The following is a 25,991-nucleotide window of genomic DNA, read 5'->3' as shown; positions in this document are numbered from 1 at the left end:
TTATTCATCCCATGGTTTTGCAGTATGCTCTGCCTTGCCCTCACGCATCATCAGCTCTTTAACAGCTTCTGAAGCACTCTTTCCTTCAAAAAGCACTGCATTCACCTGTTCAATAATCGGAAGGTCTACCCCATATTTCTTACCCAGCTTCACTGCCGCCTTTGTAGAATACACTCCTTCCACTACCATCTTTACCTCGTCCATGGCCTCCTGCATGGACATTCCCTGTCCAATCAGATAACCGGCCTTTCGGTTCCGGCTATGTACACTGGCACAGGTAACAATCAGGTCTCCGATTCCCGTAAGACCGGTAAAACTCTCGATTGCTCCTCCCATTTTGACTCCAAGCCTTGCAATCTCCTGGATTCCTCTGGTAATCAGAGCTGCCTTAGTATTATCCCCATATCCAAGACCGTCTGCAATACCTGCCGCAAGTGCAATAACATTCTTCAGAGAACCGCCCAGCTCCATTCCCAGAATATCCGGACTGGTATACACACGGAACACCTCATTCATAAACATCTCCTGCAGATAATCTGCAGTTTCTTTGGTCTTCGCACCAACAACTACAATCGTCGGAAGCTCTCGTCCTACTTCCTCTGCATGGCTCGGTCCGGAAAGTACGGCCACATCTGCCTGCGGAATCTCTTCCTCAATCTGCTGTGACAGCGTCATCAGTGTACTCTCCTCAATTCCCTTGGCCACATCCACCAGAATCTGACCTTCCTTCACATACGGCTTCATCTTTCTTGCCGTACCGCGGGTAAATGGAGACGGTACTGCCATAACTACAAAATCCTTTCCCACAATAGCCTTCTCCATATCAGAGGTAAATACCATGTCCTCCGGAAGCTTCACCCCCGGAAGCTTGGACTTATGCTCCCTTTCTTTTGAAAGCATCTGCACCTCTTCCTCACTGATTGACCAAACTGTCACCTCATGGCCATTCTTATGAAGCAGAAGCGCCAGTGCAGTTCCCCAGCTTCCTGCTCCCATAATACCTGCTTTTGCCATTCATACATCCTCCTCTCAAATGCTCTTATTTTTTTGCGACACTTAATTTATTCTCTGTCCCTGACAGCAGTCGCTTTATATTTTCTTTATGCTTATAAAATGCCGATACCACCAGCACTCCTGCAAGCGCATAAATCTCATAACATTGTCCCTGACTTACCCCAAAGCCTCCCATCTGACCAAAGATCACAATCTCAGCCAGGTAAACCAGAACCACGATAAGGGAGCCCAGAGATACATATCTGGTTAACGCAACAACGCCTACAAACACAACAAGACAAATCAGCACCATCCAGATATTTACCGTACTGGCAATCAGTCCTGCCGTAGCGGCAATTCCCTTTCCGCCTTTAAATTTCATATAAAACGGATAGTTATGTCCCAGCACTGCACCAATACCCGCATACATGGCGAGAACCGGTATCATCTCCGGATGAGATTTTCCAAAGATGAGATGAACGGTCACAACCGCGAAAATGCACTTGAACGCATCCCCCAGGAATGTTATAAGCCCTGCTTTCCACCCCAAAGTACGCAGAGCATTGGTTGTCCCTGCATTTCCGCTTCCATATTTACGGATATCAATATTCTGGGTCTTGCCATACAGATATCCCGTCTGAAAAAGCCCAAATGCATATCCGATGATCACACATATCAATCGTTCCATTCTATTTCTCCTTTTCTTTACGCTCACGAATAAAGAACTTCAGCGAAGTTCCCCGGAAACCAAATGCCTCCCGGATCTTATTTTCCAGATATCTGGTATAGGAAAAATGCATGAGTTCCTTATCATTTACAAAAATAACAAATGTAGGTGGTTTTACCGATACCTGGGTAATATAATAGAGCTTCAGTCTCTTACCCTTATCTGAAGGCGGCTGCTGCATAGCCACTGCCTCCATCATAATTTCATTCAATACACCGGTTGCCACACGCAGGGTCTGATTCTCAATGACCATATCTATCATATCGAACAGTTTCGGAAGCCTCTGTCCCGTTAGAGCGGACACATACATGATCTCCGCATACGGCATGAAAGAAAGAACCTGACGCACTCTTCCTTCATACTCGCGCATGGTTCTGTCATTTTTCTCAATGGCATCCCATTTATTAACAACAATAATCACACCCTTGCCTCTCTCATGGGCAATTCCTGCAATCTTTGCATCCTGCTCCGTAACACCTTCCGCAGCATCAATTACTACCAGAACCACATCTGCGCGCTCCACCGCCGTCACAGTTCGAATAATACTGTAACGTTCAATCTCTTCCTTGATCTTGTTCTTCCGGCGAAGTCCTGCCGTATCAATAAACACGTATTCTTTTCCGTTATGCACGATTTCCGTGTCAATCGCATCCCTGGTCGTGCCAGCGATATCCGATACAATGACTCTCTGCTCACCCAGAAGCTTATTTACAATGGAGGACTTCCCTACGTTCGGCTTTCCTACGATTGCAATTCTCGGACGCTCATCCTCCTCTTCCTCTCCTTCATGCTCCGGGAAGAGTGCGGTAACCGCATCCAGCATGTCTCCCAGTCCCAGGCGTGATGCAGCAGAAATCGGAATCGGATCCCCGATTCCCAGATTGTAGAATTCATACACATCCGGCATGAACTTATCAAAATTATCCACCTTATTCACTACCAGGATCACCGGCTTTCCGGAACGGCGAAGCATATCTGCCACCTTGGAATCAGAATCAACAAGCCCCTGACGCACATCCGTGATAAATATGATCACATCTGCCGTATCAATGGCAATCTGTGCCTGCTCTCTCATCTGAGACAAAATAATATCCTTGCTCTCCGGCTCAATTCCTCCGGTATCAATCAGAGTAAAATCCTTATCCAGCCAGTTAACCTCCGCATAAATCCGGTCTCTGGTCACTCCCGGTGTATCTTTAACGATGGAAATCATCTCTCCCGCAAGTACATTGAACAGGGTTGACTTTCCTACATTTGGCCTTCCAACAATGGCCACCACTGGTTTACTCATGATAAACCTCCTCTATCTGTATTTCTATCTGTTTCTCTATTTTTTTGACAAGATTTATTCGATTCCTCTTCTGCTCTATGCTCCAAGCACCGCATCAATAAAATCTTGTCCGCTTGATTTTACAATATCTGCCTCTACTTGTAAAGTATCTTTCAGTTCAGACAGAGTCATGTCATCCAGAAATACCTCTTCCTGACTTCGGAACATATTACATGGAAGTAATAGTCGTTCTCCCAGATCCTGTCCCTTTAACTGTTTTACCAGATCCTGTCCGGTAATCAGACCGGATACTGTGATCTTCTCACCAAAAAACTCATTTTTGATCGGCCAGACTTTGATATCGGTATTCGGATATTTCTCCTTAAGCCGGTCTGCAAATTTCTGAATATAAGGAGCTGCAAGAAGTCCTGTAGCCACCGATACACTTCTCGCCATATTATCTCCCTGCAGGAGAGCATACGCTTCCTCAAATTCATTTTCCAGAAGCCGCAGCATTCCCACACCATTTTCCAGCTGCAGGTATCCGTCATAACGCTCCTCCTCCGGAACCTCTTCTTCTGCCAGAATATACCATTCATCTCCGGCATGAATAAAATGAAGCCCCCATTTTTCATAAAGCTTTTTCTGCCAGCGGTGAATAATGTCCAGCACTTGTCTGGCATCCTCCCTGGTAAATGATTCAAGAGGCTCCAGACCTTCCCTGTATTTCGTAAGTCCAACCGGAACTACAGAAACACTCTGGAGATAAGGAAGATACTCTGCCATATCTCTGATACTGCGCTCCAGTTCTTCTCCGTCGTTAATTCCCTTGCAGAGAACGATCTGACCATTCATCTGTATCCTTCCCTCATAGAGAGTCTTCACTTTCCTAAGTGCATCCCCCGCAAAGCGGTTGTGAAGCATGCGGCAGCGAAGTTCCGGATTGGTCGTATGAAATGAAATATTAATTGGCTCCAGATGATAACGGACAATCCTTTCAATATCATGGTCACTCATATTTGTTAAGGTTATATAATTCCCCTGTAAAAAGGAAAGTCTTGAGTCATCATCTTTAAAATAGAGTGTATCCCGCATTCCTTTCGGCATCTGATCAATAAAACAGAACATGCACTTATTGCGGCAGCTTCTGTATTCATCCATCAATCCCTGCTCAAATACGATTCCCAGGTCCTCTTCATAATCCTTCTCAATCTCCAGCTCCCACTGTTCTCCATCCGGCTTTTCCACCAGAAGCACGAGTTCTTCATCATTTACATAGTAGTGATAGTCAAAGACATCCTCAATCTCATTATCATTAATGGCAAGCAGCCTGTCACCCGGCTCAAGTCCCAGCTCATCTGCAATACTTCCCGCCTCAATTTCTTTTATTCGATGTTCATGTTTCATGTATATACTCCTATCTGTCGATATTCGTCTTTTTTATCTAAAGAACATTCTTACCTGTCCTTCCCGTATAGTATAACATATTCCTTTCATTTTAGTTGACCTTTTTGTATAGAAAGTGATATAAATAATATAGACTATAAGGATAAAAATAAACTTTAGGAGATACTTATGCCAAACATTAAATTACTGGAGAGGGATCTTCCCGTTGCTCCGCTGAAAATTGCCGCATTGGAAGGATGCAAGGATTTAGGAAAAAAAGTAAATGATTATATTGTAGGATTTCGTAAAGATGTGACCAAAGAGTCCATTGATTCCCCACTCTTCTGTTCTTATCAGCTTGATAATTACCTGATTGACTGCCCCTGCCCCCGCTTTGGAAGCGGTGAGGCAAAAGGTATGATTGGTGAGTCAATCCGCGGAAAAGATTTATTTATAATGGTAGATGTATGCAATTACAGTCTGACTTATTCTGTAAACGGTCACATCAACCATATGTCACCGGATGATCATTACCAGGATCTGAAGCGTATTATTTCTGCCGCAAACGGAAAGGCACATCGCATTAATGTCATGATGCCATTTCTCTATGAAGGCCGTCAGCACAAACGTACCAAACGCGAATCTCTTGACTGTGCACTTGCACTGGAAGAGCTTGTCGATATGGGCGTAGACAACATTCTCACCTTTGATGCCCATGATCCGCGGGTGCAGAATGCCATTCCACTTCTTGGTTTTGATAATTTTAATCCGGCTTATCAGTTCATAAAAGCACTCTTCAAGGCAGAGCCGGATCTGATCGTAGACAAGGATCATCTCATGATCATCAGCCCCGACGAGGGCGCTATGCACCGCGCTGTTTATTTTTCCAATGTTCTTGGAGTGGACATGGGTATGTTCTATAAACGCCGTGATTATTCTACTGTTATAGACGGACGCAATCCGATCGTCGCTCACGAATTTCTGGGGACAGATCTTACCGGTAAAGATGTCATCATCATGGACGACATGATTTCTTCCGGTGACAGTATGCTGGACGTTGCACGACAGGTCAAAGAACGCGGAGCAGGACGGGTATTCGTCTGTACCACCTTTGGCCTCTTCACCAATGGATTTGAGGCTTTTGATGATTACTATGAAAAAGGATATATCAACCGTGTTATTACCACCAATCTAACCTATCTTCCGCCGGAAGCCATGGAAAAGCCATACTTCCAGGTAGCAGATATGAGTAAATTCATCGCATTAATTATTGATTCTCTGAATCATGACCTGACCATCAGTGCAGTATTGAATCCAACGGATAAAATTCATGCACTTCTGGCAAAGCATCGGAAATAATGTTTTATTCCAATAAAAACCCCTCCCGGGTTCGGGAGGGGTTTTCTGTATCACTTTTATTTATTGAAATCGGTATAAGCCACACCATTTTCCATGGTAATTCCTCTTGCCTCAGCCATCTCACTGACCGTCACAAGCTGATAACCATTTTCAATCAACTTCGGAATCAGCTGTATTGCAGCATCAACAGATGCACTGTGGATGTCATGCATCAGTATAATATCCCCATCATCTGCTGTGTTAAGTACACAGTCAATCGTCGCCTGTGTATCTCTGGTCTTCCAGTCAAGCGTATCGATATTCCAGAGGATCATCGGCATTCCAACGCTTGCTTTCACTGTATCATTGATATCACCATAAGGCGGACGAAGCACGGTTGATCTCTTTCCGCAAGCCGCCTCTATCAGACTGTCGGTATCTCCGAGCTGCTTCTGGATACCCGCCGGATCCAATGTACTGAGCTGAGGATGATCATAGGAATGATTTCCCAGTTCACAGCCAATCTCTTCCATCTTTTTCACAATCTCCTCATTACCCGGAATATTAATTCCCTGCATGAAGAATGTTGCATGAGCATCATACTGTTCCAGTACGGCAAGAAGCTCAGCCGTTCGTTCGCCCGGGCCATCATCAAAGGTCAGGGCCATCATCGGAAGATCCGGATTTACAACACTTTCCTTGGATACCAGTTTTCCATCCTCGTCAAACACACATTTATAGAAGCCGGCCTTCTTCTCACCAGTCACTTTAACACCATTTTCATCAAAATAATATGTAGCGCCCTTATAATCTACGAAATCAGAGGTCACATATGAACCGTCCCATCGTTTGAACTTATCACCGTCCCATTCACCGGTCTTATTCTTTACTTCCAGTTCTCCTCCGGTCAGCTGTATGGTCACACGGTCATTCCACTGATCCGCAATCTTTTTCTTAAGCTCATCTGACAATTTTAATTCAATAGGATATGTTCCTTCTGTTACTCCGTCGCTGTCACAGCTGATTGTATATCCCTCTCCGGAATTCAGTTCTCCAATCAGGTCCGACACCCTGTATTCCGGTTTTCGTGAAAGCCGCATATCTTCTTTTCCTTCTTCACAATCTACTGTTACACTCAGCTCCGGAACAGCTTCTTCCTGAATCATGGAAAGGTTATCTGCTTTCAGATTAATCTCCACGTGGCGGCTTTTACCAATAGCAGATACCGTAATAACAGAAAGGATCAAAACAACAAACATTGCTGCCATACCCACCATGATCCGCAACTTTCTGACTCTCTTCGCACGGGCCAGAGACTTTCTGGAACGCCTTCCTCCATGTGATGTCCTTGTCCCGTCTTTTCTAACGCCACTTCTGGTCGAACCGGAAGGACGGGACTGGCTTTTTCTCTCTACAGTTCTTTTTTCTTCCATCTTTCGCAAAACTCCCTATATCTATTCCCTAATCAAACAGTCACTATATATTTAGTTTAGAATAACACAAATGTTCTCCTAATTCAATATAACATAGAAAGTGTAACAGTAGTGTAAATCTTTTGTAACAAAAACTGCGAATATTCGACTTTTTTCGAATATCCGCAGTTTTTATCTTCCTATTCATCTATTCAGGAAAACTGTTTAGTTCAGAACTCTTACCCTGAGAACTCCTTCAATCGCCCTCAGATCTTCCGCTACTGTATCCGGAATATCTGAATCGATGTCAATCATCGTGTATGCGAACTCTCCCTTACTTTTATTAGCCATGTCCGCAATATTCATATTATCCTTTGCAAGAACCTTCGTAAACTGACCAATCATGTTCGGGATATTGTGATGAAGAAGAACGATCCTCTTATTCTCACCCGGCTTACCCATATCGCAATTCGGATAATTAACGGAATTTTTAATATTACCATATTCCAGATAATCCATCATTTCCCGAACCGCCATCTTTGCACAGTTATCTTCTGATTCAGCTGTAGAAGCTCCAAGATGCGGAATTACAATCGCCCCCTTTACACCGGCAATTTCCGGAGTCGGGAAGTCTGTCACATAGTGTTTTACCTTTCCGGACACAAGTGCATCCACCATAGCCTCTTCGTCTACCAGCACATTTCTTGAGAAATTCAGGACAACTACTCCATCCTTCATCAGACCGATGGCATCTCCGTCGATCATTCCCTTTGTACTATCCATAGCCGGTACATGAACTGTGATATAATCACATTCCTTATAAATTTCATCTACTGTTTTCGCATGATAGATATTTCTTGACAGCTTCCATGCAGATTCAACAGATACATACGGATCATAGCCATATACTTCCATTCCAAGATGAACTGCTGCATTTGCAACCAGTACACCGATAGCTCCAAGGCCGATAACACCAAGCTTCTTGCCTTCCAGTTCGCATCCTGCAAAGGCCTTTTTTGCTTTTTCTGCATCTTTTGCAATGTTGCCGTCTTCCTCATTTTCCTGTACCCAGTTAATACCACCGATAATATCACGGGATGCAAGCAGCATTCCCGCAATCACCAGTTCTTTCACACCATTTGCGTTAGCTCCCGGTGTATTAAATACAACGATTCCCTGCTCAGCACATTTGTCCAGCGGAATATTGTTTACTCCCGCACCTGCTCTGGCAATGGCCTTCAGGTTCGGTCCAAATTCCATATCATGCATCACGGCACTTCTCACCAGAATCGCATCTGCAGCTTCTGAGTCACTTACCGGCACATAATCTTCAGTCATTCTTGAAAGTCCTACTTCCGCAATCGGGTTTAAGCAATGATATTTATACATGATTACATATTCTCCTCTTCAAACTTCTTCATAAATGCTACAAGTGCCTCTACGCCTTCATATGGCATTGCATTGTAAATACTTGCACGCATACCGCCCACTGTACGGTGTCCCTTCAGGTTCTCGAATCCTGCCGCTTTGGACTCTTTAATGAATTTGGCATCCAGATCCGGATCTCCCGTTACAAAAGGAACATTCATCAGAGAACGGTCTTTGGGCTCTACTGTTCCGTGGAACATTTTGCTCTGATCCAGAAAATCATACAGAAGCTTTGCTTTTTTCTCATTGCGTTCCTTCATTACTTCCAGACCACCCTGCTTTTTCAGCCATTTAAATACTTTACCGCAAATATAGATACCATAGCACGGCGGTGTATTATAAAGAGATTTTGCATCTGCATGGGTCTTATACTGCAGCATGGTCGGTGTTCCCGGAAGTACATCTTCACGGATCAGGTCTTCTCTGATGATAACGATAACAACACCTGCAGGACCCACATTCTTCTGAACACCACCGTAGATCACGCCATACTTTGTAACATCCACCGGTTCGGAGAGGAAACAGGAGGATACATCTGCAACCAGAGTCTTGCCCTTGGTATTTGGCAGCTCTTTATATTTTGTACCGTAAATGGTATTATTTTCACAGATGTATACATAATCTGCATCTTCGGAAATCGGAAGATCCGAACAGTCCGGAATATAGGAAAATGTCTTATCCTCGGAAGATGCAATCTTATTTGCCTTTCCGTATTTCTGTGCTTCCTGATATGCCTTCTTTGCCCACTGTCCGGTAACGATAAAATCTGCAACCCCGTTTTTCATCAGATTCATAGGAATCATCGCAAACTGCTGGGATGCGCCGCCCTGCAGGAATAATACCTTGTAATTATCCGGAATATTCATAAGATCACGAATATCTGCTTCTGCGGCTTCAATAATTTCCTCAAATGCCTTCGAGCGGTGACTCATTTCCATTACGGACATTCCAGTTCCGTTGTAATCCAGCATCTCTGCCGCTGCCTCTTTAAGAACTTCCTCCGGTAAAACTGCCGGTCCAGCTGAAAAATTGTACACTCTGCTCATTTTAATTCCTCCATGTCTTTTTATTATTGTACTGTCTTTTCTTTCATATCTTTTTCGTCAAACGCTTCGCTGATAGCAGCTCCCGGAGCTACCATCGGCCATACTTTATCATCAGAATCAATCTGACAATCAATTACAACCGGTTTGCCAAGTTCCAGTGCCTGTTTCAGTGCTTCCGTGAACTCTTCTTTTGTTGCAGCACGAAGCCCGGTTGCTCCCATCGCCTCTGCAAGCTTCACAAAATCCACCGCGTCATTCAATACGGTTGCGGAATAACGCTGGCCATAGAACAGGTTCTGCCACTGGCGGACCATTCCCAGAACATGGTTATTGATCACCACCTGGATAATCGGAATATTGTGACGCACTGCTGTGGCAATCTCATTCATATTCATACGGAAACATCCGTCTCCTGCCACATTAATAACGGTTTTATCCGGCATACCTGTCTTTGCTCCAAGGGCTGCTCCAAGACCATAGCCCATGGTTCCAAGACCACCGGAAGTTAAGAATGTTCTCGGTTTCGTATATTTGTAATACTGAGCTGCCCACATCTGATGCTGGCCTACCTCTGTAACAATGACAGCGTCTCCATTCGTCTGACGGTAAATTTCCTCCACCACAAATGGTCCTGTCAGCCCTTCCGGATTGTAGGAAAGCGGGAATCTGCTTCTATATTCCCTGATCTTTTCTTTCCACTCCGGATGACTCTGCTGTTCCAGCCTTTCATTCAGCTTTCTGAGAACAACTTTCAGATCTCCGATCACACCTTCTGTGATCAGAACATTTTTATTCATCTCTGCCACATCGACATCTAACTGTAATATCTTGGCACGGCTTGCAAATTTCTTCGCATTTCCCGTAACACGGTCACTGAATCTGGCTCCTGCCACGATCAGAAGGTCACACTCACTTACTCCATAATTGGAAGCCTTTGTTCCGTGCATACCAAGCATTCCGGTGTACAGTTCATCCGTTCCCGGGAATGCTCCCTTACCCATCAGAGAATCCGTTACCGGTGCATCTACCTTTTTCGCAAACTCATATAATTCTTCACTTGCTCCTGCAAGAACTGCACCGCCGCCCACGAAAATGTAAGGCTTCTTGGATTTCTGGATCATCTTTACTGCATGCTCCAGATCTTCCTCACAGATATCCTCAGAAGGGAGTACCGGCTCAATCGTAACCGGTCTATACTCTGTCTTATTTGCCGTAACATCCTTTGGAATATCAATCAGGACCGGTCCCGGTCTTCCTTTCTTCGCAATCACAAATGCTTTGCGAATCGTATCTGCCAGATCCTTCACGTCTTTTACAATATAATTATGTTTCGTAATCGGCATGGTAATTCCGGCAATGTCGATCTCCTGGAAACTGTCTTTGCCAAGAAGAGACACTCCTACGTTACAGGTGATTGCAACCACCGGGATAGAATCCATATAAGCCGTTGCAATACCGGTAACCAGATTCGTTGCTCCCGGACCGCTGGTAGCCAGACACACGCCTACCTTGCCCGTTGCACGTGCATATCCGTCAGCCGCATGAGACGCTCCCTGTTCATGGGATGTGAGGATATGTCTAATCTCATCACTATGCTTATAAAGCTCATCATATACATTCAAAATCGCTCCGCCCGGATATCCGAACACGGTGTCTACCCCCTGCTCCTTCAGGCATTCAATTACGATCTGCGCTCCTGTTAACTGCATGAATCTAACCTCTCATTCTATTTCTTTGGTATTTCTAATACAGCTCCCCGATTTCCGGAGGTTACCATAGATGCGTATCTTGCCAGATATCCTGTAGTTACCTTCGGTTCTCTCGTCTGCCATTTTGCCTTTCTCTCAGCCAGCACTTCATCCGGTACATCCAGTTCCAGTGAAAGTCCCGGAATATCAATCTTAATAATATCCCCTTCTTCAACCAGTGCGATTGGTCCGCCCACAGCTGCCTCAGGTGAAACATGGCCGATGGAAGCTCCTCTGGAAGCCCCGCTGAAACGTCCGTCTGTGATCAGGGCAACACTGGATCCCAGTCCCATACCTGCAATTGCAGAAGTAGGATTCAGCATCTCACGCATACCCGGACCGCCCTTTGGTCCCTCGTAACGGATGACTACCACATCTCCGGCAACAATCTTGCCGCCCTTGATTGCAGCAATTGCATCCTCCTCACATTCAAATACTCTTGCAGGTCCTTCATGAACCAGCATCTCCGGAACAACTGCAGAACGTTTTACAACACTGCCATCCGGTGCAAGATTTCCTTTCAGAACTGCCAGTCCGCCAGTCTCACTGTACGGATGATTAATCGGACGGATAACTTCCGGATCCTTATTCACTGCTCCGGCAATATTCTCACCAACCGTCTTTCCTGTTACGGTCATACACTCCGTATGAAGCAGATTCTTTTTATTCAGCTCATTCATGACTGCAGACACACCGCCTGCCTCATTAAGATCTTCCATATAAGTAGGACCTGCCGGTGCAAGATGGCAAAGATTTGGTGTCTTCTCGCTGATTCCATTTGCAAAATCAATCTCAAAGTCCATGCCGATCTCATGTGCGATTGCAGGAAGATGAAGCATACTGTTGGTAGAACATCCCAGTGCCATATCTACTGTCAGTGCATTTAAGATTGCCTCCTCTGTCATGATGTCTCTCGGCCGGATATTCTTACGCCAGAGTTCCATTACCTGCATACCTGCATGCTTGGCAAGACGGATACGCTCAGAGTAAACTGCAGGAATGGTTCCATTTCCCGGAAGTCCCATACCCAGAACCTCTGTCAGACAGTTCATGCTGTTAGCGGTATACATACCGGAACAGGAACCACAGGTCGGGCATACCTTACTTTCAAATTCACAGAGATCCTCCTCTGTCATCGTACCTGCAGCATAAGAGCCAACTGCCTCAAACATACTGGAAAGACTTCTCTTCTGTCCTTTTACATGTCCTGCCAGCATCGGTCCTCCACTGACGAAAATGGTCGGAACATTGATTCTTGCAGCTGCCATCAAAAGTCCCGGTACATTCTTATCACAGTTTGGAACCATAACAAGAGCATCAAACTGATGTGCCATCGCCATTGCTTCTGTTGAATCAGCAATCAGATCTCTGGTAACCAGAGAATATTTCATTCCGATATGTCCCATGGCAATTCCGTCGCACACTGCAATAGCAGGGAACACGATCGGCGTTCCACCAGCCATGGAAACACCCATTTTTACAGCATTTACAATTTTATCCAGATTCATATGACCCGGAACGATTTCATTATAAGAGCTTACAATACCAACCAGTGGTCTTTCCTGCTCTTCTTTGGTATATCCAAGTGCATTAAATAAAGACCGGTGGGGTGCCTGCTGCGCTCCTTTTGTTACAGTATCACTTCTCATTTTTATTTCCTCCATCTTATATTGGTTTTAATTTTACTAAGTTTAGGCAATATGTCCTGCGATCAGATCTCCCATCTCGGCTGTTCCGACCTGCTTCTTGCCTTCTGACATAATATCAATCGTCCGATATCCTTCCTTTAATACCTGCTCAACTGCATTCTCAATGGCCTCAGCCTCTTTATCAAGATCAAAACTGAACCGAAGCATCATCGCTGCTGACAGAATCGTTGCAATCGGATTTGCAATACCCTTGCCTGCGATATCCGGTGCGGAACCGCCGCTTGGCTCGTAAAGACCAAATTTCGTTTCATTAAGGCTCGCACTTGCCAGCATTCCGATGGATCCGGTTACCATACTTGCTTCATCAGAAAGAATATCACCGAACATATTCTCTGTCAGAATCACGTCAAACTGTTTTGGATCCTTTACAAGCTGCATTGCACAGTTATCTACCAGCATATGCTCCAGTTTCACTTCCGGATACTCAAGAGCCACCTCTTCTACTACCTTTCTCCACAGTCTTGAAGAATCCAGCACATTGGCCTTATCCACGCTGGTTACTTTCTTTCTTCTCTTCATTGCAATATCAAAACCACGCTTTGCAATCCGGCGAATCTCATCTTCATTATATGTCAGAGAATCATATGCTGTCAGGATTCCATTTTCCTCTACCGTCTTCCGCTCGCCAAAATAAAGTCCTCCGGTCAGTTCACGCATAATCATCATGTCGAATCCGCCTTCTGTAATCTCTTCTTTCAGCGGACAGGCTCCCTTCAGTTCATCGTACAGAAGCGCAGGTCTTAAATTTGCGAAAAGATTCAGCGCCTTTCTGATCTTCAGAAGTCCGGCTTCCGGTCTTTTTGACGGCTCCAGCTGATACCATGGTGATGTCTTCGCGTCTCCCCCGATAGACCCCATTAAAACAGCTTCACACGCTTTTGCCTTCTCAATCGTCTCATCAGTAAGCGGTACGCCATGCACATCAATGGAAGCGCCTCCCATTAAAAGCTGCTCATATGTAAATGTATGACCGTATATTTCCCCTGTCTTATTCAGGACTTTCATAGCCTCTGTGACAATCTCCGGACCAATACCGTCCCCTTTAATCACTCCAATATTCAGGTTCATGTCCCTCTTCCTTTCTCCTCGACTTTAATTATTCCCTATAATATCGCATTTTTCGATTCGTTTCAACCCTTTAGCTTACAAAAGTGCAAAAAATTAGAGTGCCCTCTGTTTTAAATCAGGGACACTCTGCTCATTTTTTCATTTTTTTGACTATTCTCCGGTCTTCTCAACCTGAGCGATTGCTGCCTTCTGCATTGGAATACGACAGTTCTTATTGCTTCCGAATTCTACAATTACATCATCATCTGTAATGTCAATTACCACTCCGTAGAATCCACTGGTAGTAAGAACTGTATCTCCCACTTCCATCTCTGCAATCATCTGTGCAATTCTTTTCTGCTCTTTCTTCTGTGGTCTCATCAGAAGGAACCAGAATCCTCCAAAGATCACTACATATACTAAGATCATTCCAATTGTGCTGACCATTGCATTCGCTGCTGCTAATGTATACATGTTTTTTCCTCCTACTCTCTTTTAAACACTATTGCTATCATACACAATAAAGAAAAGTTCATCAAGCCTTTTTTCAATGAAAATAGCAAATTCATATAATTTTCATACTTAATTTTCTTTATTCTGAAAACCTTCCAGTGTTTTTTTCTTATATTGCCGGTAACATCCTGCCTCAATCGCCTCCCGTATTTCTTCCATCATATGATTATAGAAATACAGATTGTGAAGCACACAGAGACGCATACCCAGCATTTCCTTTGCCTTCAGAAGATGTCTGATGTAAGCTCTGGAATAAGTACGGCACGCCGGGCACTGGCATCCCTCTTCGATCGGACGGTCATCCAGCTCATATTTTGCATTAAACAAATTTAATTTCCCATGTTTGGTATATACATGTCCATGTCGACCATTTCTGCTTGGGTAGACACAATCAAAGAAATCCACCCCCCGGTCGACGGCTTCCAGAATATTCGCAGGTGTCCCTACTCCCATCAGATATGTTGGCTTGTTTTCCGGAAGATGAGGAACCACTGCATCCAGTATCCGGTACATATCCTCATGGGATTCTCCCACAGCCAGTCCCCCTATAGCATATCCGTCCAGATTCATCTGCGCAATTTCCTTTGCATGCCGGATACGGATATCTTCAAAAATAGCCCCCTGATTAATTCCAAATAACAACTGCTTATTATTAATGGTATCCGGCAGGGAATTCAGACGCTCCATCTCCTTTTTGCACCTTGCAAGCCATCTGGTCGTGCGGTCTACAGAATGTTCGATATACTTTCTTTCCGCTACACTGGAAGGACACTCATCAAATGCCATGGCAATCGTCGATGCCAGATTAGACTGGATCTGCATACTCTCCTCAGGTCCCATGAATATCTTTCTACCATCAACGTGGGAATGAAAATATACACCTTCTTCCTTAATACGGCGAAGACCGGCCAGAGAAAATACCTGAAACCCTCCCGAATCTGTAAGGATTGGCTTATCCCAAACCATAAATTTATGAAGGCCCCCCAGCTTCTTAACCACTTCATCTCCCGGTCTCACATGAAGGTGATAGGTATTTGAAAGCTGAACCTGGGTTCCGATCTGCTGTAAATCCTCTGTAGAAACGGCACCTTTTATCGCTGCTGCTGTTCCCACATTCATAAATACAGGGGTCTCAATGACCCCATGTACTGTGTGCAGTCTTCCCCGCTTGGCAAGACCATCTTTTTTCACTATTTCATACATATGCGCTATCCTCTCTGCTTAATAATGACAGATGACCGGTGTTCCGGTATCCACATACCCGTAAAGCTGCGCTGCAACATCAGGCGGCAGATTCACACATCCGTGAGATCCTCCACCCACATATATACTTCCGCCAAAGGAAGATCTCCATGGTGCATCATGAAGCCCGATTCCTCCATTGAATGGCATCCAGTACGATACAGGAGATTCCCACTTATAAGTTCCATCCGGCTGTTTTGGACCACGAAGTACAGCATCCTTCTGCTTATATGCCAGTGTATATGTTCCCTGTGGGGTTGCATTCCCCTCATTCGGATTACCGGTAACGATATCCGACTGCAGAATACACTGACCATTCTGGAAGAAAAACATATGCTGATTTGTCAGATCCACCTCTACGTATGTATTTCCAAAATCATTCACGTCATGTGACAGGCCTCGATTTGCATAATTGGCCTCTCTCGTGACCGTTTCCCCATTCTGAATATTAGCAGTCAGGGCTGCATACTCTGCCTCCTGATCAATCCGCCAACCGAAATTTCCACCTGTTACTTCTACCGTATTACCATATCCGGTCACAAAAGAACGCGGTTTTCCATAAGTATCATATTTTTCTGCCAGTGCTGCAATATATCCTCGAACAGAATCCTGATTAAATGTTACATTCATCTCAGCATCCACTGTAACCCACTGAGAAATAACGGAAGCATCCACTACTTCTGTAAACGGGTTAAAATCATAGGTAATATTTGCCCGGAGGTACTGATTCATGGCATCTCTGGCTGCTGCGACCTCCGGAGAATCCTTGACATACTTAGGCAGGATATAGCATCCGGCTTCTTTCAGATCAAGCTCCGGAAGAAAACCTTCAATCGCATTGTGTACTTCAGTATGAAACTTCTCCGTATCTATCTGTGTTCCGACAACCTCTTCCACAATCACAAATTCTGTATTCTGGAATTCCGGATGTGCTGCTACAGATTCCACCTGCTCCTCCGGTTTCATACACACCAGATTCTCAATCACTTTATCCAGTTTATCTTTATCGTATTTTACTCCCACCGAGGCAGTTATCTCAGGATGTTCCCACAATGACTGAATCCAGAAAAACGCATTCTGACTTTTTAACAACTTCTCAACGCTGTCATCCTTCACGTACTCCAGGGAGATATCTGTACCATCAATGACTTCCGTGCCACCATCAGATTCCTTCAGCGTAAGCGTGTAATTATCTACCTGATCCTGCATAAAACGCTGAACCTGTGACTCATTTTTCCCCGAAAAATCATTACCATTAATCGTTGTAAAAGGTAAAAAATGACTCATAAAGTACACTGCAACACCTGCATATACAAGGATAAACAATCCTGCAAAAATCAGAAGTCCTTTTCTTACCTTCTTTCTCCTGCGATGCTTCTTCAGATCCGGATTTTCATCCAGCTCCTCCATCGCATTCATCCTGTCATCGTCGATTTCTTCATTGATTTCTTCACCAATTTCTCCGTCAATCTCTTCCTCAAACTCATCTTCGCTTTCTCTCAGGTCTGAAAAGTCATCTTCATCTGCAAAATCGTCTTCCGAATCTTCTATAACATTTTCTAAAGCTTCTTCTATATTCTCTTCAAAATCAGGGATTTCATCCAGCTCCGATTCATTCTGGCTGTCATTAACAGGTTCTATTTCCAGTGCTTCCAATGCATCCGTCAGTTCCTTAAGACCACGCTGAAAATCATCCTCTCCTGTTACAGAGTCTCCTGACTCACTGCGATTACGGACAGCGTCAGATAACTCACTGCCATTAGAATTTTCTTTTGAATCCGGTGCTTTCTTTTTTTTCTTTTTCTTAACTTTGCGAACTTTTTCTGGAGTCTGTGAATCTGAAACTTTTCTTTTTTCTTTCCTTTTCTCATTACCTTCATTCGCCTGTAAATCCTCATTAACTTCCCGCAGTTTCTTTTCTACTGCATTATCTGAAACTTGTTCGACGCTATTTACTCTCGTCTTTTTTTCACTCATTTATTCTCATACTCCTCTAAACACTGCTGCAACTAGTCATCAGGACAAAATTATATTCCAACACATTATAATACGCACGTTTGGAAAAGTACAGTGCAAAATCGGTTTTTTACATATTTTGACGAATTTTGCTTTCCTCTACATTTTCTGTTTTTCTTTATTTGCCTGATTGACTTCTTTCATATATAATAGTGGAAGGATCACGGAAGTGCAAAGCACAGAACAATCCGTAGATATCATAGTGGGGCTTTTGGCATATAGCCTCAATATCATTATTCATTATATAAATTAAGGAGACAAATTATTATGGCTGGCTCAACTTTTGGAACACTTTTTAAAATAACAACCTGGGGCGAATCCCATGGCAGCGCCCTTGGTGTAGTAATAGACGGCTGTCCTGCGGGACTCCCCTTATGCGAATCAGATATACAGGAATTTTTAGACCGAAGAAAACCGGGACAGAGTCGTTTTACCACTCCCCGCAAAGAGAGCGATCAGGTAGAGATCCTTTCCGGTATTTTCGAGGGACGCACCACCGGAACACCAATTTCCATGATGGTACGCAATCAGAATCAGATTTCACGGGACTATGGAAATATCAAAGACTGCTACCGCCCGGGACATGCTGACTACTGTTTCGACGCAAAATACGGTTTACGCGATTACCGGGGCGGGGGACGGTCCTCCGGTCGGGAAACCATCGGACGGGTGGCTGCAGGAGCGGTCGCATCTCTTCTTTTAAAGGAAATGGGAATTCAGGTTTGCGCATACACAAAGGCTATCGGAAATATTATCATCCCGGAGTCTGAATACCATATGGATGAGATTCCGAATAATAAACTTTATATGCCCAACACAGCCTATGCAGAACAGGCAGAAAAGTATTTACAGACCTGCATAAAAAATCAGGACTCCGCCGGAGGAATCATCGAATGCACAGTTACCGGAATGCCATCCGGTATCGGAGAACCTGTATTTGAAAAGCTGGATGCCAATCTTGGAAAAGCACTTTTTTCCATCGGAGCTGTAAAAGGCGTAGAGATTGGTGATGGATTTGCCGCTGCACTTGCCAACGGAAGTTCTAATAATGACAGTTTCTGCCACACAGAGAATGGCATTGCCAAGATGACCAACCATTCGGGCGGAATTCTGGGAGGGATGAGCGACGGAAGCACCATTATTCTTCGTGCCGCAATTAAGCCCACGCCTTCCATCTCCCGGGAACAGCATACCGTAAATACCTCAGGTGAAGATGTAGATATTTCAATCCACGGACGTCATGACCCGGTTATTGTTCCCCGTGCAGTCGTTGTTGTAGAGGCCATGACCGCCCTGACTCTGATTGACATGCTGATGATTAATATGTCCTCACGGGTGGATTATCTGAGGGATTTCTATGATACGCACAACAAAAAATAAAACCATAATATGAATTTTATTTGTCTCCGTTTACTTTCTACCTTGAATTGGATATAATAGAATTAACTTCAAGTTTTCTTTAGATTTCAAGAATAGAAAGGATGATTTTATGAACCTTGCAAAAATTTCTTCAAACGGTCAGATCACAGTTCCGGTTGAAATCCGCCGCCTGCTCGGTCTGAAATCTGGTGATAAAATTCTGTTTTTGCAGAAGCAAAATGGTGAAATTGTAGTCAGCAATGCCTCCGCTCAGGCAATCCGCAAAGCACAGGCTGCCTTTTCCGGTGTCGCTGAGGAAATGGGTGTCTATAATGAAGATGATATTCAGGCACTTGTGGACGAAGTACGGTACGGAAAGGAAAGATAATTATGCGGATTTTGATTGATACAAACATCCTTTTTTCTGCATTGCTCTTTCCCCGGTCAAAGCCTGCAAAGGCTCTGCTCTATATTGCCCAGAACCACGAAATGGTTCTCTGTGACCGCAATATAGCAGAGCTGAGGGACATCCAAAATGTATGACGGCTGCACAGTTTTTTGAGTATGAAGGCGTGGGGGAATAACCTCTTCGCCTTTTCCCACTTTTGAATCATTATACATTAAAACAGCCGCCACCGATAAATTCCCGCAGCAGGGAATTCGTAGGCACAACTTCACTTCCGATTCCCACAAAATAATCCAGGAACTTCAATAATCTCTTTGCTTCCAGATACTCCGGACAATAGCGCTCAATTCCAAAAATCAGAGGCTCTACATACTGTTTCAGTACAGCAAATTCATAGATCAGCGAAGAATTAAACATCACATCTGCCTCTTCCTGATATGGAAAAATATTTTTCTCCTCTCCCTTTCGCACCGAAGGCCATCTGGCAATGGTCTCCTTCGCCGTCGTATTGCGGGTTCTTGCATCCCGAACCATTCTCCTGATCAGGCGACCATCTGTAGTCGGAATCCGGTTATGCTCATCAACGTTAAGCTGTGTCAGGGCACTGATGTATATTTTGAACTTATTTTCCTGAGAAAGCTGTTCTGTCATCTTAGGATTCAGACAATGGATTCCTTCTATTACTAATATATCACTGGCACCTAACCGCATAGGTTTTCCCGAAAATTCCTTGTGCCCCGTCTTAAAGTTAAATACCGGAAGAACCACTTCCTCTCCGGCAAGGAGCTGATTCATCTGGCGGTTGAAAAGTTCAATATCCACTGTCTCCAGGCACTCAAAATCATACTCTCCATTCTCGTCTCGCGGTGTCTGCTCCCGCTCTACAAAATAATTGTCTACCGCAATCGGATGCGGCACCATGCCTTTTGCCTTGAGCTGAATAGAAAGACGATGGGAAAATGTCGTCTTTCCGGAAGAGGACGGACCTGCGATCAGTACAAATTTGACATCCGGTCTTGCCACAATCTGCTCTGCAATATCCGCAATCTGACTCTCCTGATTTGCTTCCTGCACCAGAACCATCTCTCGGAAATCGCTCCTTGTTATTTCATCATTGAGATCTCCCACAGTCTTAATTCCCTGCATATCTCCCCATCTGGTTGATTCCTTCAATACCTGGAACAGCTTATGAGCCGGAGCAAATTCCTCCAGCTCTTTAGGATGCTTTACATCCGGCATCTGCAGGACAAATCCCTCATCATATGGATACAGATCAAAATATTTCAAATATCCTGTAGACGGCACCATATATCCGTAATAATAGTCTTCAAACTCATTGATACTGTACAAATTAACTTTAGAAACTCTTCTATATAAAAACAGGCGCTCTTTATCATCCATACCGTACTTCCGGAAGAGCTCCAGCGCTTCATCCGTATGGACGCTTCGCTTGCCAATGGATATATCCTGCTCTGCCAAACTCCTCATCCGTGCCCTCAGTTTCTGAAGGAATTCTTCATCAGACAGAGTACCGCCTTCCAACGTACAATAGTAACCATTTCCTACTGAATAATGAACCCGCACCTTCACATCTCTTTTATGGTCGCAAATGTCATGAACGGATTTCACCATGAGAAGTGTCATACTCCGTTTATAGGTCTGATGCCCGATTGGATCGCCTGTCGTCACAAACCGCATCTCACAGTCAGACTGCAGTGTTTTGCGCAGTTCCTGAAGCTTGTTATTAATAAAAACAAGCACAATATCATTTTCATATTTATTCTGATAATCTTTTGCTATCTCGAGGTAACTGGTTCCCTCAGCATATTCTACTTCCTCAGAACCGATTTTCACATGATATTTATTCATTCTTTACATCGCCTCCTCACCTACACAACACGAAACGGATGACAGATCTCTGCTGTCTTAACAGCAGCACTGGGAATTTTCTCCCGCAAATAGTCTGCCATATTCTCCACAAAAATATGCTCTATCCCATAATGACCGGCATCCATGACCGAAAGCCCCTGTGCCACGGCGTCGATTCCCGTATGATGATCAATATCGCCTGTGATCAGCACATCTGCATTTTTTTCAAGTGCAGCACCAATCATGCTCTTGCCAGATCCGGGGGAAACCGCAACACGGTAGATCATACTGTCCAGATCTCCGAACACCTTCACCGTATCAAGCCCGAATCTCTCCTTTACCAGCTGACAATAGTCCCTGAGTGTCACCGGAGAAATATCTGCGACACGCCCGATTCCTTCCTGCTTTCCATCCTCCGCCGTAACCTCCAGTACTTCAGCCTGCTCAAGATCCAGCATATTTCCTGACAGTTCTGCCATTCCCATCACATCATAGTTGGTGTGCATGGCATAATATGAAATATCATTCCGAATCAGAGTCAGTAATCTCCGACCGATGAAATCCTGATTATTGATTCGCTTCATACCGGAAAATATCAGTGGATGATGCGTGATCAGCATATCTGCCTTCCATTTTACCGCACACTCGATCACATCATCCGTCGCATCAAGGGCTATGTAGATGCGCTTCACTTCCTTATCATCCCTGCCTGCCAGAAGCCCTACATTATCCCATTCCAGGGCATATTTCCGTGCATATTTTTCTTCTATTTTTTCTATGATCTCTTTACAAAGCATATGTCTCATCCTCCCCGGGAATAACCCCAAAATTATACGTCAAAGCAGGCAAGTGCTTTCCGCAAAAGTACCTGATCTCTCTCCAGCTCTGCAAGGCGTATTCTGATCCGATCTCCTTTCTGCAGCTTAAGTTTTTCAGATATTTCTTCCTTAAGCTTCAGTTCCCGCAAAAGATAGCGGTGAAGTACCGAATGTCTCTCCCGGAGCAGTCTCCGGCCATACAGTAATTCTATTTCCGAGTAGCGTTCTTCCGTTCCGTGAGCCATTTTCATCATAGGATAATATTTTCCATCTTCCTCTACCATATCTTCTGCGATGGAAATAAATCCGTTCTCATTTAAAAACCTTCTGACTTTGGCAATTTCCGACTGTGGCTGTAGAATAAAATACTTTACATCTTTCGTAATCTCCGGACGCGCTTCCAGAATATGAATCACAAGTCCGCCTCCCATGCCGGCAGTAATTACCGTATCTGCCTCTCCGGTTTTTAAAGCTTCCAGCCCATCCGAAAGTCTGGTCTCAATCTGCTGTGCAAGGCCATGTTCTTCAATATGCTCTCTGGCCCTCTCAAGAGGTCCCTCATTAATATCCATGGCTATAACCTTCCCGGCCACCCCATTTTCTATCAGATAAATTGGAATATATCCATGATCTGTCCCGATATCTGCAACAGAGGCGCCCTCTGTCACAAGACCGGCAACTGCGTGTAGTCTTTTTGATAGTTCCATAGGCGCCTCATTTCTTAATCTAAATAATCTCTTAATTTTCTGCTGCGGCTGGGATGACGAAGCTTTCTGAGAGCTTTCGCCTCAATCTGACGGATACGCTCTCTGGTTACATCAAATTCCTTGCCGACCTCTTCCAGAGTACGTGCACGTCCATCATTCATTCCAAAGCGCAGACGCAGTACCTTCTGTTCTCTCTCCGTCAGGGTATCCAGCACTTCATCCAGCTGTTCCTTGAGAAGTGTAGCTGCTGCCGCTTCTGCAGGAACCGGGACATTGTCGTCCTGGATAAAGTCTCCCAAATGGCTGTCCTCCTCCTCACCGATCGGTGTCTCCAGTGATACCGGTTCCTGAGAGATCTTAAGAATCTCTCTTACACGATCCACCGGCATGTCCAGTTCCTCCGCAATCTCTTCCGGCGTGGGTTCACGTCCAAGCTCCTGCAAGAGCTGTCTGGACACCCGGATCAGTTTATTAATCGTCTCGACCATGTGTACCGGAATACGAATAGTTCTTGCCTGGTCTGCAATCGCTCTTGTTATTGCCTGACGAATCCACCATGTAGCATAAGTACTGAACTTGAACCCCTTCTGGTAGTCGAACTTCTCAACAGCCTTAATCAGTCCCAGATTTCCTTCCTGAATCAGATCCAGGAAAAGCATTCCTCTTCCCACATATCTCTTTGCAATACTGACAACCAGACGTAAGTTGGCTTCTGCCAGACGCTTTTTCGCATCTTCGTCACCCTCTGCCATCCGTCTTGCCAATTCTACCTCTTCCTCTGCGGAAAGAAGCGGAACTTTGCCAATCTCTTTTAAATACATACGGACAGGATCCTCAATACTGATACCATCCGGCACAGACAGGTCGATTTTCTCCATATCTACCTCATCCTCTTCACTCAGGATGATTTCCATATCATCGTCCACATCATCCGTGTCTCCATTAATACGGAGAACATCGATATTATTGGATTCCAGATACTCAAATACCTTCTCCATCTGCTCCGGATCCAGATGCATATCCGCAAACACATCATTGATTTCCTGAACCTCGAGAATACTTTTTTTCTTCTTTCCAAGTGCCAGAAGTTCTTTCAGCTTTTCCTCAAATTTTACAATGTTCTCTTCCATGTAGTGTCCATCCTCTCATTGCTTGTTTATATTTTATCCTTAATTAATAGAAATATGCAGTTTCTGCAGGTCCTGCAGGGCTCTCTTATCTTTCATCAACTTCTGCAGTCCGGCAATATCTGTCGGTGCCAGATTCCTGGCAGCCTCCTCGATACTATGCTCCTTTACTTTGATGATGGTTTCCTTCAGTGCCTTCTCCTGCTCACGCACTGTCTGGAGTTCTCTGATCCTGGTGTGAAAAAGCGCTGCTACCTTCCGGTGCTCCTCTTCATCCGTAAAATGATTCATAATCTGTGCCGGATTCACAGCATGGTTCTCATACTGCTCATACAGAAGCTCCGCTACATTCCTATACAGCTCCTCCGTAAAATCCTCCGGAGAAATATGTTTCCTGATCTGATGGAATATCCGTTCATCCTCAATCAGCCAGGTCAGAAGAATTCTCTGAGATTTCAGATATCCATCTTCCTTATCTTTCTCACGGTTCCTGGTACTTCTGGGACGTTCCGCCGGTTTAGCAAGACCCGACTGAACCGCCATCTTTCCTACCAGTCTGCGCAGCTCCTCATAGCCTGTATGGTATGCCTTTGCTACCGCCTCTATATAGTTATTCCGCTCGATCTCATCCTCAAACTCTGCAAGCCGTCTTGCCGTCTCATGCATGAATTCCGTCTTGCCTTCCGGAGATGTCATATCATAATTCTTCTCCAGCATTTCCAGACTGAACATAAATCCATTCCTTGCCCTGGCAATCCGCTCCTCGAAGGCCTCCACTCCCAGATTCTTAATGAATTCATCCGGGTCTTTATAGGGATCCATACGTATCACCCTGGCTGTAATACCCACATTTTTCAGAATTGGCACAGCCCGTAAGGCAGCCTTCGTTCCCGCCTCATCGCTGTCATATGTCAGGTACACTTCCTTTACATACCGCTTGATCAGCGACGCATGGCCAGGCGTAAGGGCGGTTCCAAGAGACGCCACTGCATTGGTAAACCCTGCCTGATGAAGTGAAATCACATCCATATATCCCTCACAGAGAAGAAAATATGGCTTTCTCGAGGTTCTGGCGCGATGAAGGCCATAGAGATTCCGACTCTTATCAAACACCGGAGTTTCCGGGGAATTCAGATACTTGGGTTTTGCATCTCCCATCACCCGTCCTCCGAATCCGATAACACGGTTATTCACATCCATGATTGGAAACATGACACGATTCCAGAATTTATCGTAGACTCCCTGTCTTTCATCAATACTGATAAGACCCGCCTTCTGAATCATCTGATCCGAATATCCCTTCTGCTTCAGATATTGATACAGATCATCACTGTATTTGTTCGAATATCCAAGGCCAAAAGCCGTAATCGTCTCATCACTCAGCTTCCGGTTCTTCAGATATGTATAGGCCTGACTTCCACGCTCGGATTTTAACTGGGCATAAAAATACTTTGCCGCCAGCTTATTAATCTCCAGAAGAACGGCCTTTTCATCCGCCTTTTCTTTTGCTTCTTTGGAATACTCCATTTTCGGAAGTTCTACACCTGCCCGTTCCGCAAGAAACTGAAGTGCCTCCGTAAAGGAATAATTTTCGTAGTTCATAATAAAAGTAAATACATTACCTCCTGCTCCGCATCCAAAGCAGTAATACATCTGCTTACTTCTGCTCACCGAAAATGACGGTGATTTCTCATTATGAAATGGACACAGACCAAAATATGAGCTTCCCTTTTTCTGCAATTTTACATAGCCGGAAATCACATCCACAATATCATTCTTCTGTCTTACCTCTTCTATCAATTCATCCGGATAATACATGTCAAAAATCTC

21 protein-coding genes are annotated in these 25,991 nt (G+C 44.5%); 3 read left to right on the top strand and 18 right to left on the bottom strand.

The annotated features are described in order from the left end of the window. From ACQRCC_RS06365 to ACQRCC_RS06350, 4 genes are all read right to left on the bottom strand, one after another. Positions 1–1,014 carry an NAD(P)H-dependent glycerol-3-phosphate dehydrogenase gene (locus ACQRCC_RS06365; protein WP_427849979.1) on the bottom strand — a complete coding sequence of 338 codons (1,014 nt, stop codon included), beginning with the start codon at positions 1,012–1,014 and terminating at the stop codon, positions 1–3. Positions 1,015–1,039: 25 nt separating this feature from the next. Then, entirely contained in the window at positions 1,040–1,681 is a 642-nt protein-coding gene (gene plsY, locus ACQRCC_RS06360; protein WP_427849978.1) for a glycerol-3-phosphate 1-O-acyltransferase PlsY, read from the bottom strand. Position 1,682: 1 nt separating this feature from the next. Then, entirely contained in the window at positions 1,683–3,011 is a 1,329-nt protein-coding gene (gene der, locus ACQRCC_RS06355; RefSeq protein WP_427849977.1) for a ribosome biogenesis GTPase Der, read from the bottom strand. A gap of 75 nt (positions 3,012–3,086) precedes the next feature. Further along, a complete protein-coding gene (locus ACQRCC_RS06350; protein WP_427849976.1) occupies positions 3,087–4,397 on the bottom strand; it encodes a DUF512 domain-containing protein in 1,311 nt (436 codons plus the stop codon). A 168-nt stretch (positions 4,398–4,565) separates the two neighbouring features. On the opposite strand from ACQRCC_RS06350, the gene ACQRCC_RS06345 reads away from it, so the two are divergent. Next, on the top strand, positions 4,566–5,735 hold the full coding sequence (locus ACQRCC_RS06345) for a ribose-phosphate pyrophosphokinase (RefSeq protein ID WP_427849975.1): 1,170 nt from the start codon (positions 4,566–4,568) through the stop codon (positions 5,733–5,735). A gap of 56 nt (positions 5,736–5,791) precedes the next feature. On the opposite strand, the gene ACQRCC_RS06340 is transcribed toward ACQRCC_RS06345, so the two are convergent. From ACQRCC_RS06340 to ACQRCC_RS06300, 9 genes are all read right to left on the bottom strand, one after another. Beyond that, positions 5,792–7,147 (bottom strand): polysaccharide deacetylase family protein, encoded by a 1,356-nt coding sequence (locus ACQRCC_RS06340; RefSeq protein WP_427849974.1) that lies wholly within the window; start codon positions 7,145–7,147, stop codon positions 5,792–5,794. Between the two features lie 204 nt (positions 7,148–7,351). Further along, entirely contained in the window at positions 7,352–8,515 is a 1,164-nt protein-coding gene (locus ACQRCC_RS06335; protein ID WP_427849973.1) for a phosphoglycerate dehydrogenase, read from the bottom strand. Positions 8,516–8,517: 2 nt separating this feature from the next. Then, complete coding sequence (gene serC, locus ACQRCC_RS06330) at positions 8,518–9,600, bottom strand: 3-phosphoserine/phosphohydroxythreonine transaminase (protein WP_427849972.1); 1,083 nt, start codon at positions 9,598–9,600, stop codon at positions 8,518–8,520. A gap of 23 nt (positions 9,601–9,623) precedes the next feature. After that, positions 9,624–11,309 carry a biosynthetic-type acetolactate synthase large subunit gene (gene ilvB, locus ACQRCC_RS06325; protein WP_427849971.1) on the bottom strand — a complete coding sequence of 562 codons (1,686 nt, stop codon included), beginning with the start codon at positions 11,307–11,309 and terminating at the stop codon, positions 9,624–9,626. A 17-nt stretch (positions 11,310–11,326) separates the two neighbouring features. Beyond that, positions 11,327–12,997, bottom strand: a complete 1,671-nt coding sequence (gene ilvD / locus ACQRCC_RS06320; protein WP_427849970.1) for a dihydroxy-acid dehydratase — start codon at positions 12,995–12,997, stop codon at positions 11,327–11,329. Between the two features lie 42 nt (positions 12,998–13,039). Next, the gene (leuB, locus tag ACQRCC_RS06315; RefSeq protein WP_427849969.1) at positions 13,040–14,125 is read right to left on the bottom strand and encodes a 3-isopropylmalate dehydrogenase; all 1,086 of its coding nucleotides are present in this window, start codon (positions 14,123–14,125) and stop codon (positions 13,040–13,042) included. A 150-nt stretch (positions 14,126–14,275) separates the two neighbouring features. Then, a complete protein-coding gene (gene yajC / locus ACQRCC_RS06310; protein ID WP_427849968.1) occupies positions 14,276–14,578 on the bottom strand; it encodes a preprotein translocase subunit YajC in 303 nt (100 codons plus the stop codon). Between the two features lie 108 nt (positions 14,579–14,686). Next, complete coding sequence (gene tgt, locus ACQRCC_RS06305; protein WP_427849967.1) at positions 14,687–15,820, bottom strand: tRNA guanosine(34) transglycosylase Tgt; 1,134 nt, start codon at positions 15,818–15,820, stop codon at positions 14,687–14,689. A gap of 18 nt (positions 15,821–15,838) precedes the next feature. Next, complete coding sequence (locus ACQRCC_RS06300; RefSeq protein WP_427849966.1) at positions 15,839–17,836, bottom strand: L,D-transpeptidase family protein; 1,998 nt, start codon at positions 17,834–17,836, stop codon at positions 15,839–15,841. 306 nt (positions 17,837–18,142) lie between these two features. Between ACQRCC_RS06300 and aroC the strand changes: the two genes are divergently transcribed. Further along, positions 18,143–19,255 carry a chorismate synthase gene (gene aroC, locus ACQRCC_RS06295; protein WP_427849965.1) on the top strand — a complete coding sequence of 371 codons (1,113 nt, stop codon included), beginning with the start codon at positions 18,143–18,145 and terminating at the stop codon, positions 19,253–19,255. Positions 19,256–19,364: 109 nt separating this feature from the next. After that, positions 19,365–19,622 (top strand): AbrB/MazE/SpoVT family DNA-binding domain-containing protein, encoded by a 258-nt coding sequence (locus ACQRCC_RS06290; RefSeq protein ID WP_427849964.1) that lies wholly within the window; start codon positions 19,365–19,367, stop codon positions 19,620–19,622. Positions 19,623–19,847: 225 nt separating this feature from the next. Here ACQRCC_RS06290 and ACQRCC_RS06285 read toward each other — a convergent pair whose 3' ends face one another. Genes ACQRCC_RS06285 through dnaG form a run of 5 tightly spaced genes read right to left on the bottom strand, consistent with a single transcriptional unit; the run spans position 19,848 to position 25,979 of the window. Further along, complete coding sequence (locus ACQRCC_RS06285) at positions 19,848–21,509, bottom strand: nucleoside kinase (RefSeq protein WP_427849963.1); 1,662 nt, start codon at positions 21,507–21,509, stop codon at positions 19,848–19,850. 20 nt (positions 21,510–21,529) lie between these two features. Then, positions 21,530–22,306: a Nif3-like dinuclear metal center hexameric protein gene (locus ACQRCC_RS06280; RefSeq protein ID WP_427849962.1), complete on the bottom strand. Its 777-nt coding sequence runs from the start codon at positions 22,304–22,306 to the stop codon at positions 21,530–21,532. A gap of 32 nt (positions 22,307–22,338) precedes the next feature. Then, a complete protein-coding gene (locus ACQRCC_RS06275) occupies positions 22,339–23,034 on the bottom strand; it encodes a tRNA (adenine(22)-N(1))-methyltransferase (RefSeq protein WP_427849961.1) in 696 nt (231 codons plus the stop codon). Between the two features lie 14 nt (positions 23,035–23,048). Continuing rightward, positions 23,049–24,164, bottom strand: coding sequence for an RNA polymerase sigma factor RpoD (rpoD, locus tag ACQRCC_RS06270; protein WP_427849960.1), 1,116 nt, complete (start codon positions 24,162–24,164; stop codon positions 23,049–23,051). A 39-nt stretch (positions 24,165–24,203) separates the two neighbouring features. Further along, positions 24,204–25,979, bottom strand: coding sequence for a DNA primase (gene dnaG, locus ACQRCC_RS06265; RefSeq protein WP_427849959.1), 1,776 nt, complete (start codon positions 25,977–25,979; stop codon positions 24,204–24,206). Positions 25,980–25,991 lie beyond the last annotated feature (12 nt).

Origin of the sequence: Sporofaciens sp. SGI.106, from assembly GCF_050314255.1 — a bacterium.
Taxonomy (GTDB): Bacteria; Bacillota; Clostridia; order Lachnospirales; family Lachnospiraceae; genus Claveliimonas.
Note: the sequence above shows the minus strand (reverse complement) of the source record. Positions and strands in the feature narration are given on the sequence as shown.

Bases quoted from the DNA above. Each gene is read 5' to 3' on its own strand.
- ACQRCC_RS06345 (WP_427849975.1), top strand. From the start codon at position 4,566: ATGCCAAACATTAAATTACTGGAGAGGGATCTTCCCGTTGCTCCGCTG.
- ACQRCC_RS06275 (WP_427849961.1), bottom strand. From the start codon at position 23,034: ATGGAACTATCAAAAAGACTACACGCAGTTGCCGGTCTTGTGACAGAG.
- ilvB (WP_427849971.1), bottom strand. From the start codon at position 11,309: ATGCAGTTAACAGGAGCGCAGATCGTAATTGAATGCCTGAAGGAGCAG.
- rpoD (WP_427849960.1), bottom strand. From the start codon at position 24,164: ATGGAAGAGAACATTGTAAAATTTGAGGAAAAGCTGAAAGAACTTCTG.
- serC (WP_427849972.1), bottom strand. From the start codon at position 9,600: ATGAGCAGAGTGTACAATTTTTCAGCTGGACCGGCAGTTTTACCGGAG.
- plsY (WP_427849978.1), bottom strand. From the start codon at position 1,681: ATGGAACGATTGATATGTGTGATCATCGGATATGCATTTGGGCTTTTT.
- ACQRCC_RS06340 (WP_427849974.1), bottom strand. From the start codon at position 7,147: ATGGAAGAAAAAAGAACTGTAGAGAGAAAAAGCCAGTCCCGTCCTTCC.
- ACQRCC_RS06300 (WP_427849966.1), bottom strand. From the start codon at position 17,836: ATGAGTGAAAAAAAGACGAGAGTAAATAGCGTCGAACAAGTTTCAGAT.
- dnaG (WP_427849959.1), bottom strand. From the start codon at position 25,979: ATGTATTATCCGGATGAATTGATAGAAGAGGTAAGACAGAAGAATGAT.
- ACQRCC_RS06285 (WP_427849963.1), bottom strand. From the start codon at position 21,509: ATGAATAAATATCATGTGAAAATCGGTTCTGAGGAAGTAGAATATGCT.
- aroC (WP_427849965.1), top strand. From the start codon at position 18,143: ATGGCTGGCTCAACTTTTGGAACACTTTTTAAAATAACAACCTGGGGC.
- ACQRCC_RS06335 (WP_427849973.1), bottom strand. From the start codon at position 8,515: ATGTATAAATATCATTGCTTAAACCCGATTGCGGAAGTAGGACTTTCA.
- leuB (WP_427849969.1), bottom strand. From the start codon at position 14,125: ATGAACCTGAATATTGGAGTGATTAAAGGGGACGGTATTGGTCCGGAG.
- ACQRCC_RS06280 (WP_427849962.1), bottom strand. From the start codon at position 22,306: ATGCTTTGTAAAGAGATCATAGAAAAAATAGAAGAAAAATATGCACGG.
- yajC (WP_427849968.1), bottom strand. From the start codon at position 14,578: ATGTATACATTAGCAGCAGCGAATGCAATGGTCAGCACAATTGGAATG.
- ilvD (WP_427849970.1), bottom strand. From the start codon at position 12,997: ATGAGAAGTGATACTGTAACAAAAGGAGCGCAGCAGGCACCCCACCGG.
- der (WP_427849977.1), bottom strand. From the start codon at position 3,011: ATGAGTAAACCAGTGGTGGCCATTGTTGGAAGGCCAAATGTAGGAAAG.
- ACQRCC_RS06350 (WP_427849976.1), bottom strand. From the start codon at position 4,397: ATGAAACATGAACATCGAATAAAAGAAATTGAGGCGGGAAGTATTGCA.
- tgt (WP_427849967.1), bottom strand. From the start codon at position 15,820: ATGTATGAAATAGTGAAAAAAGATGGTCTTGCCAAGCGGGGAAGACTG.
- ACQRCC_RS06365 (WP_427849979.1), bottom strand. From the start codon at position 1,014: ATGGCAAAAGCAGGTATTATGGGAGCAGGAAGCTGGGGAACTGCACTG.
- ACQRCC_RS06290 (WP_427849964.1), top strand. From the start codon at position 19,365: ATGAACCTTGCAAAAATTTCTTCAAACGGTCAGATCACAGTTCCGGTT.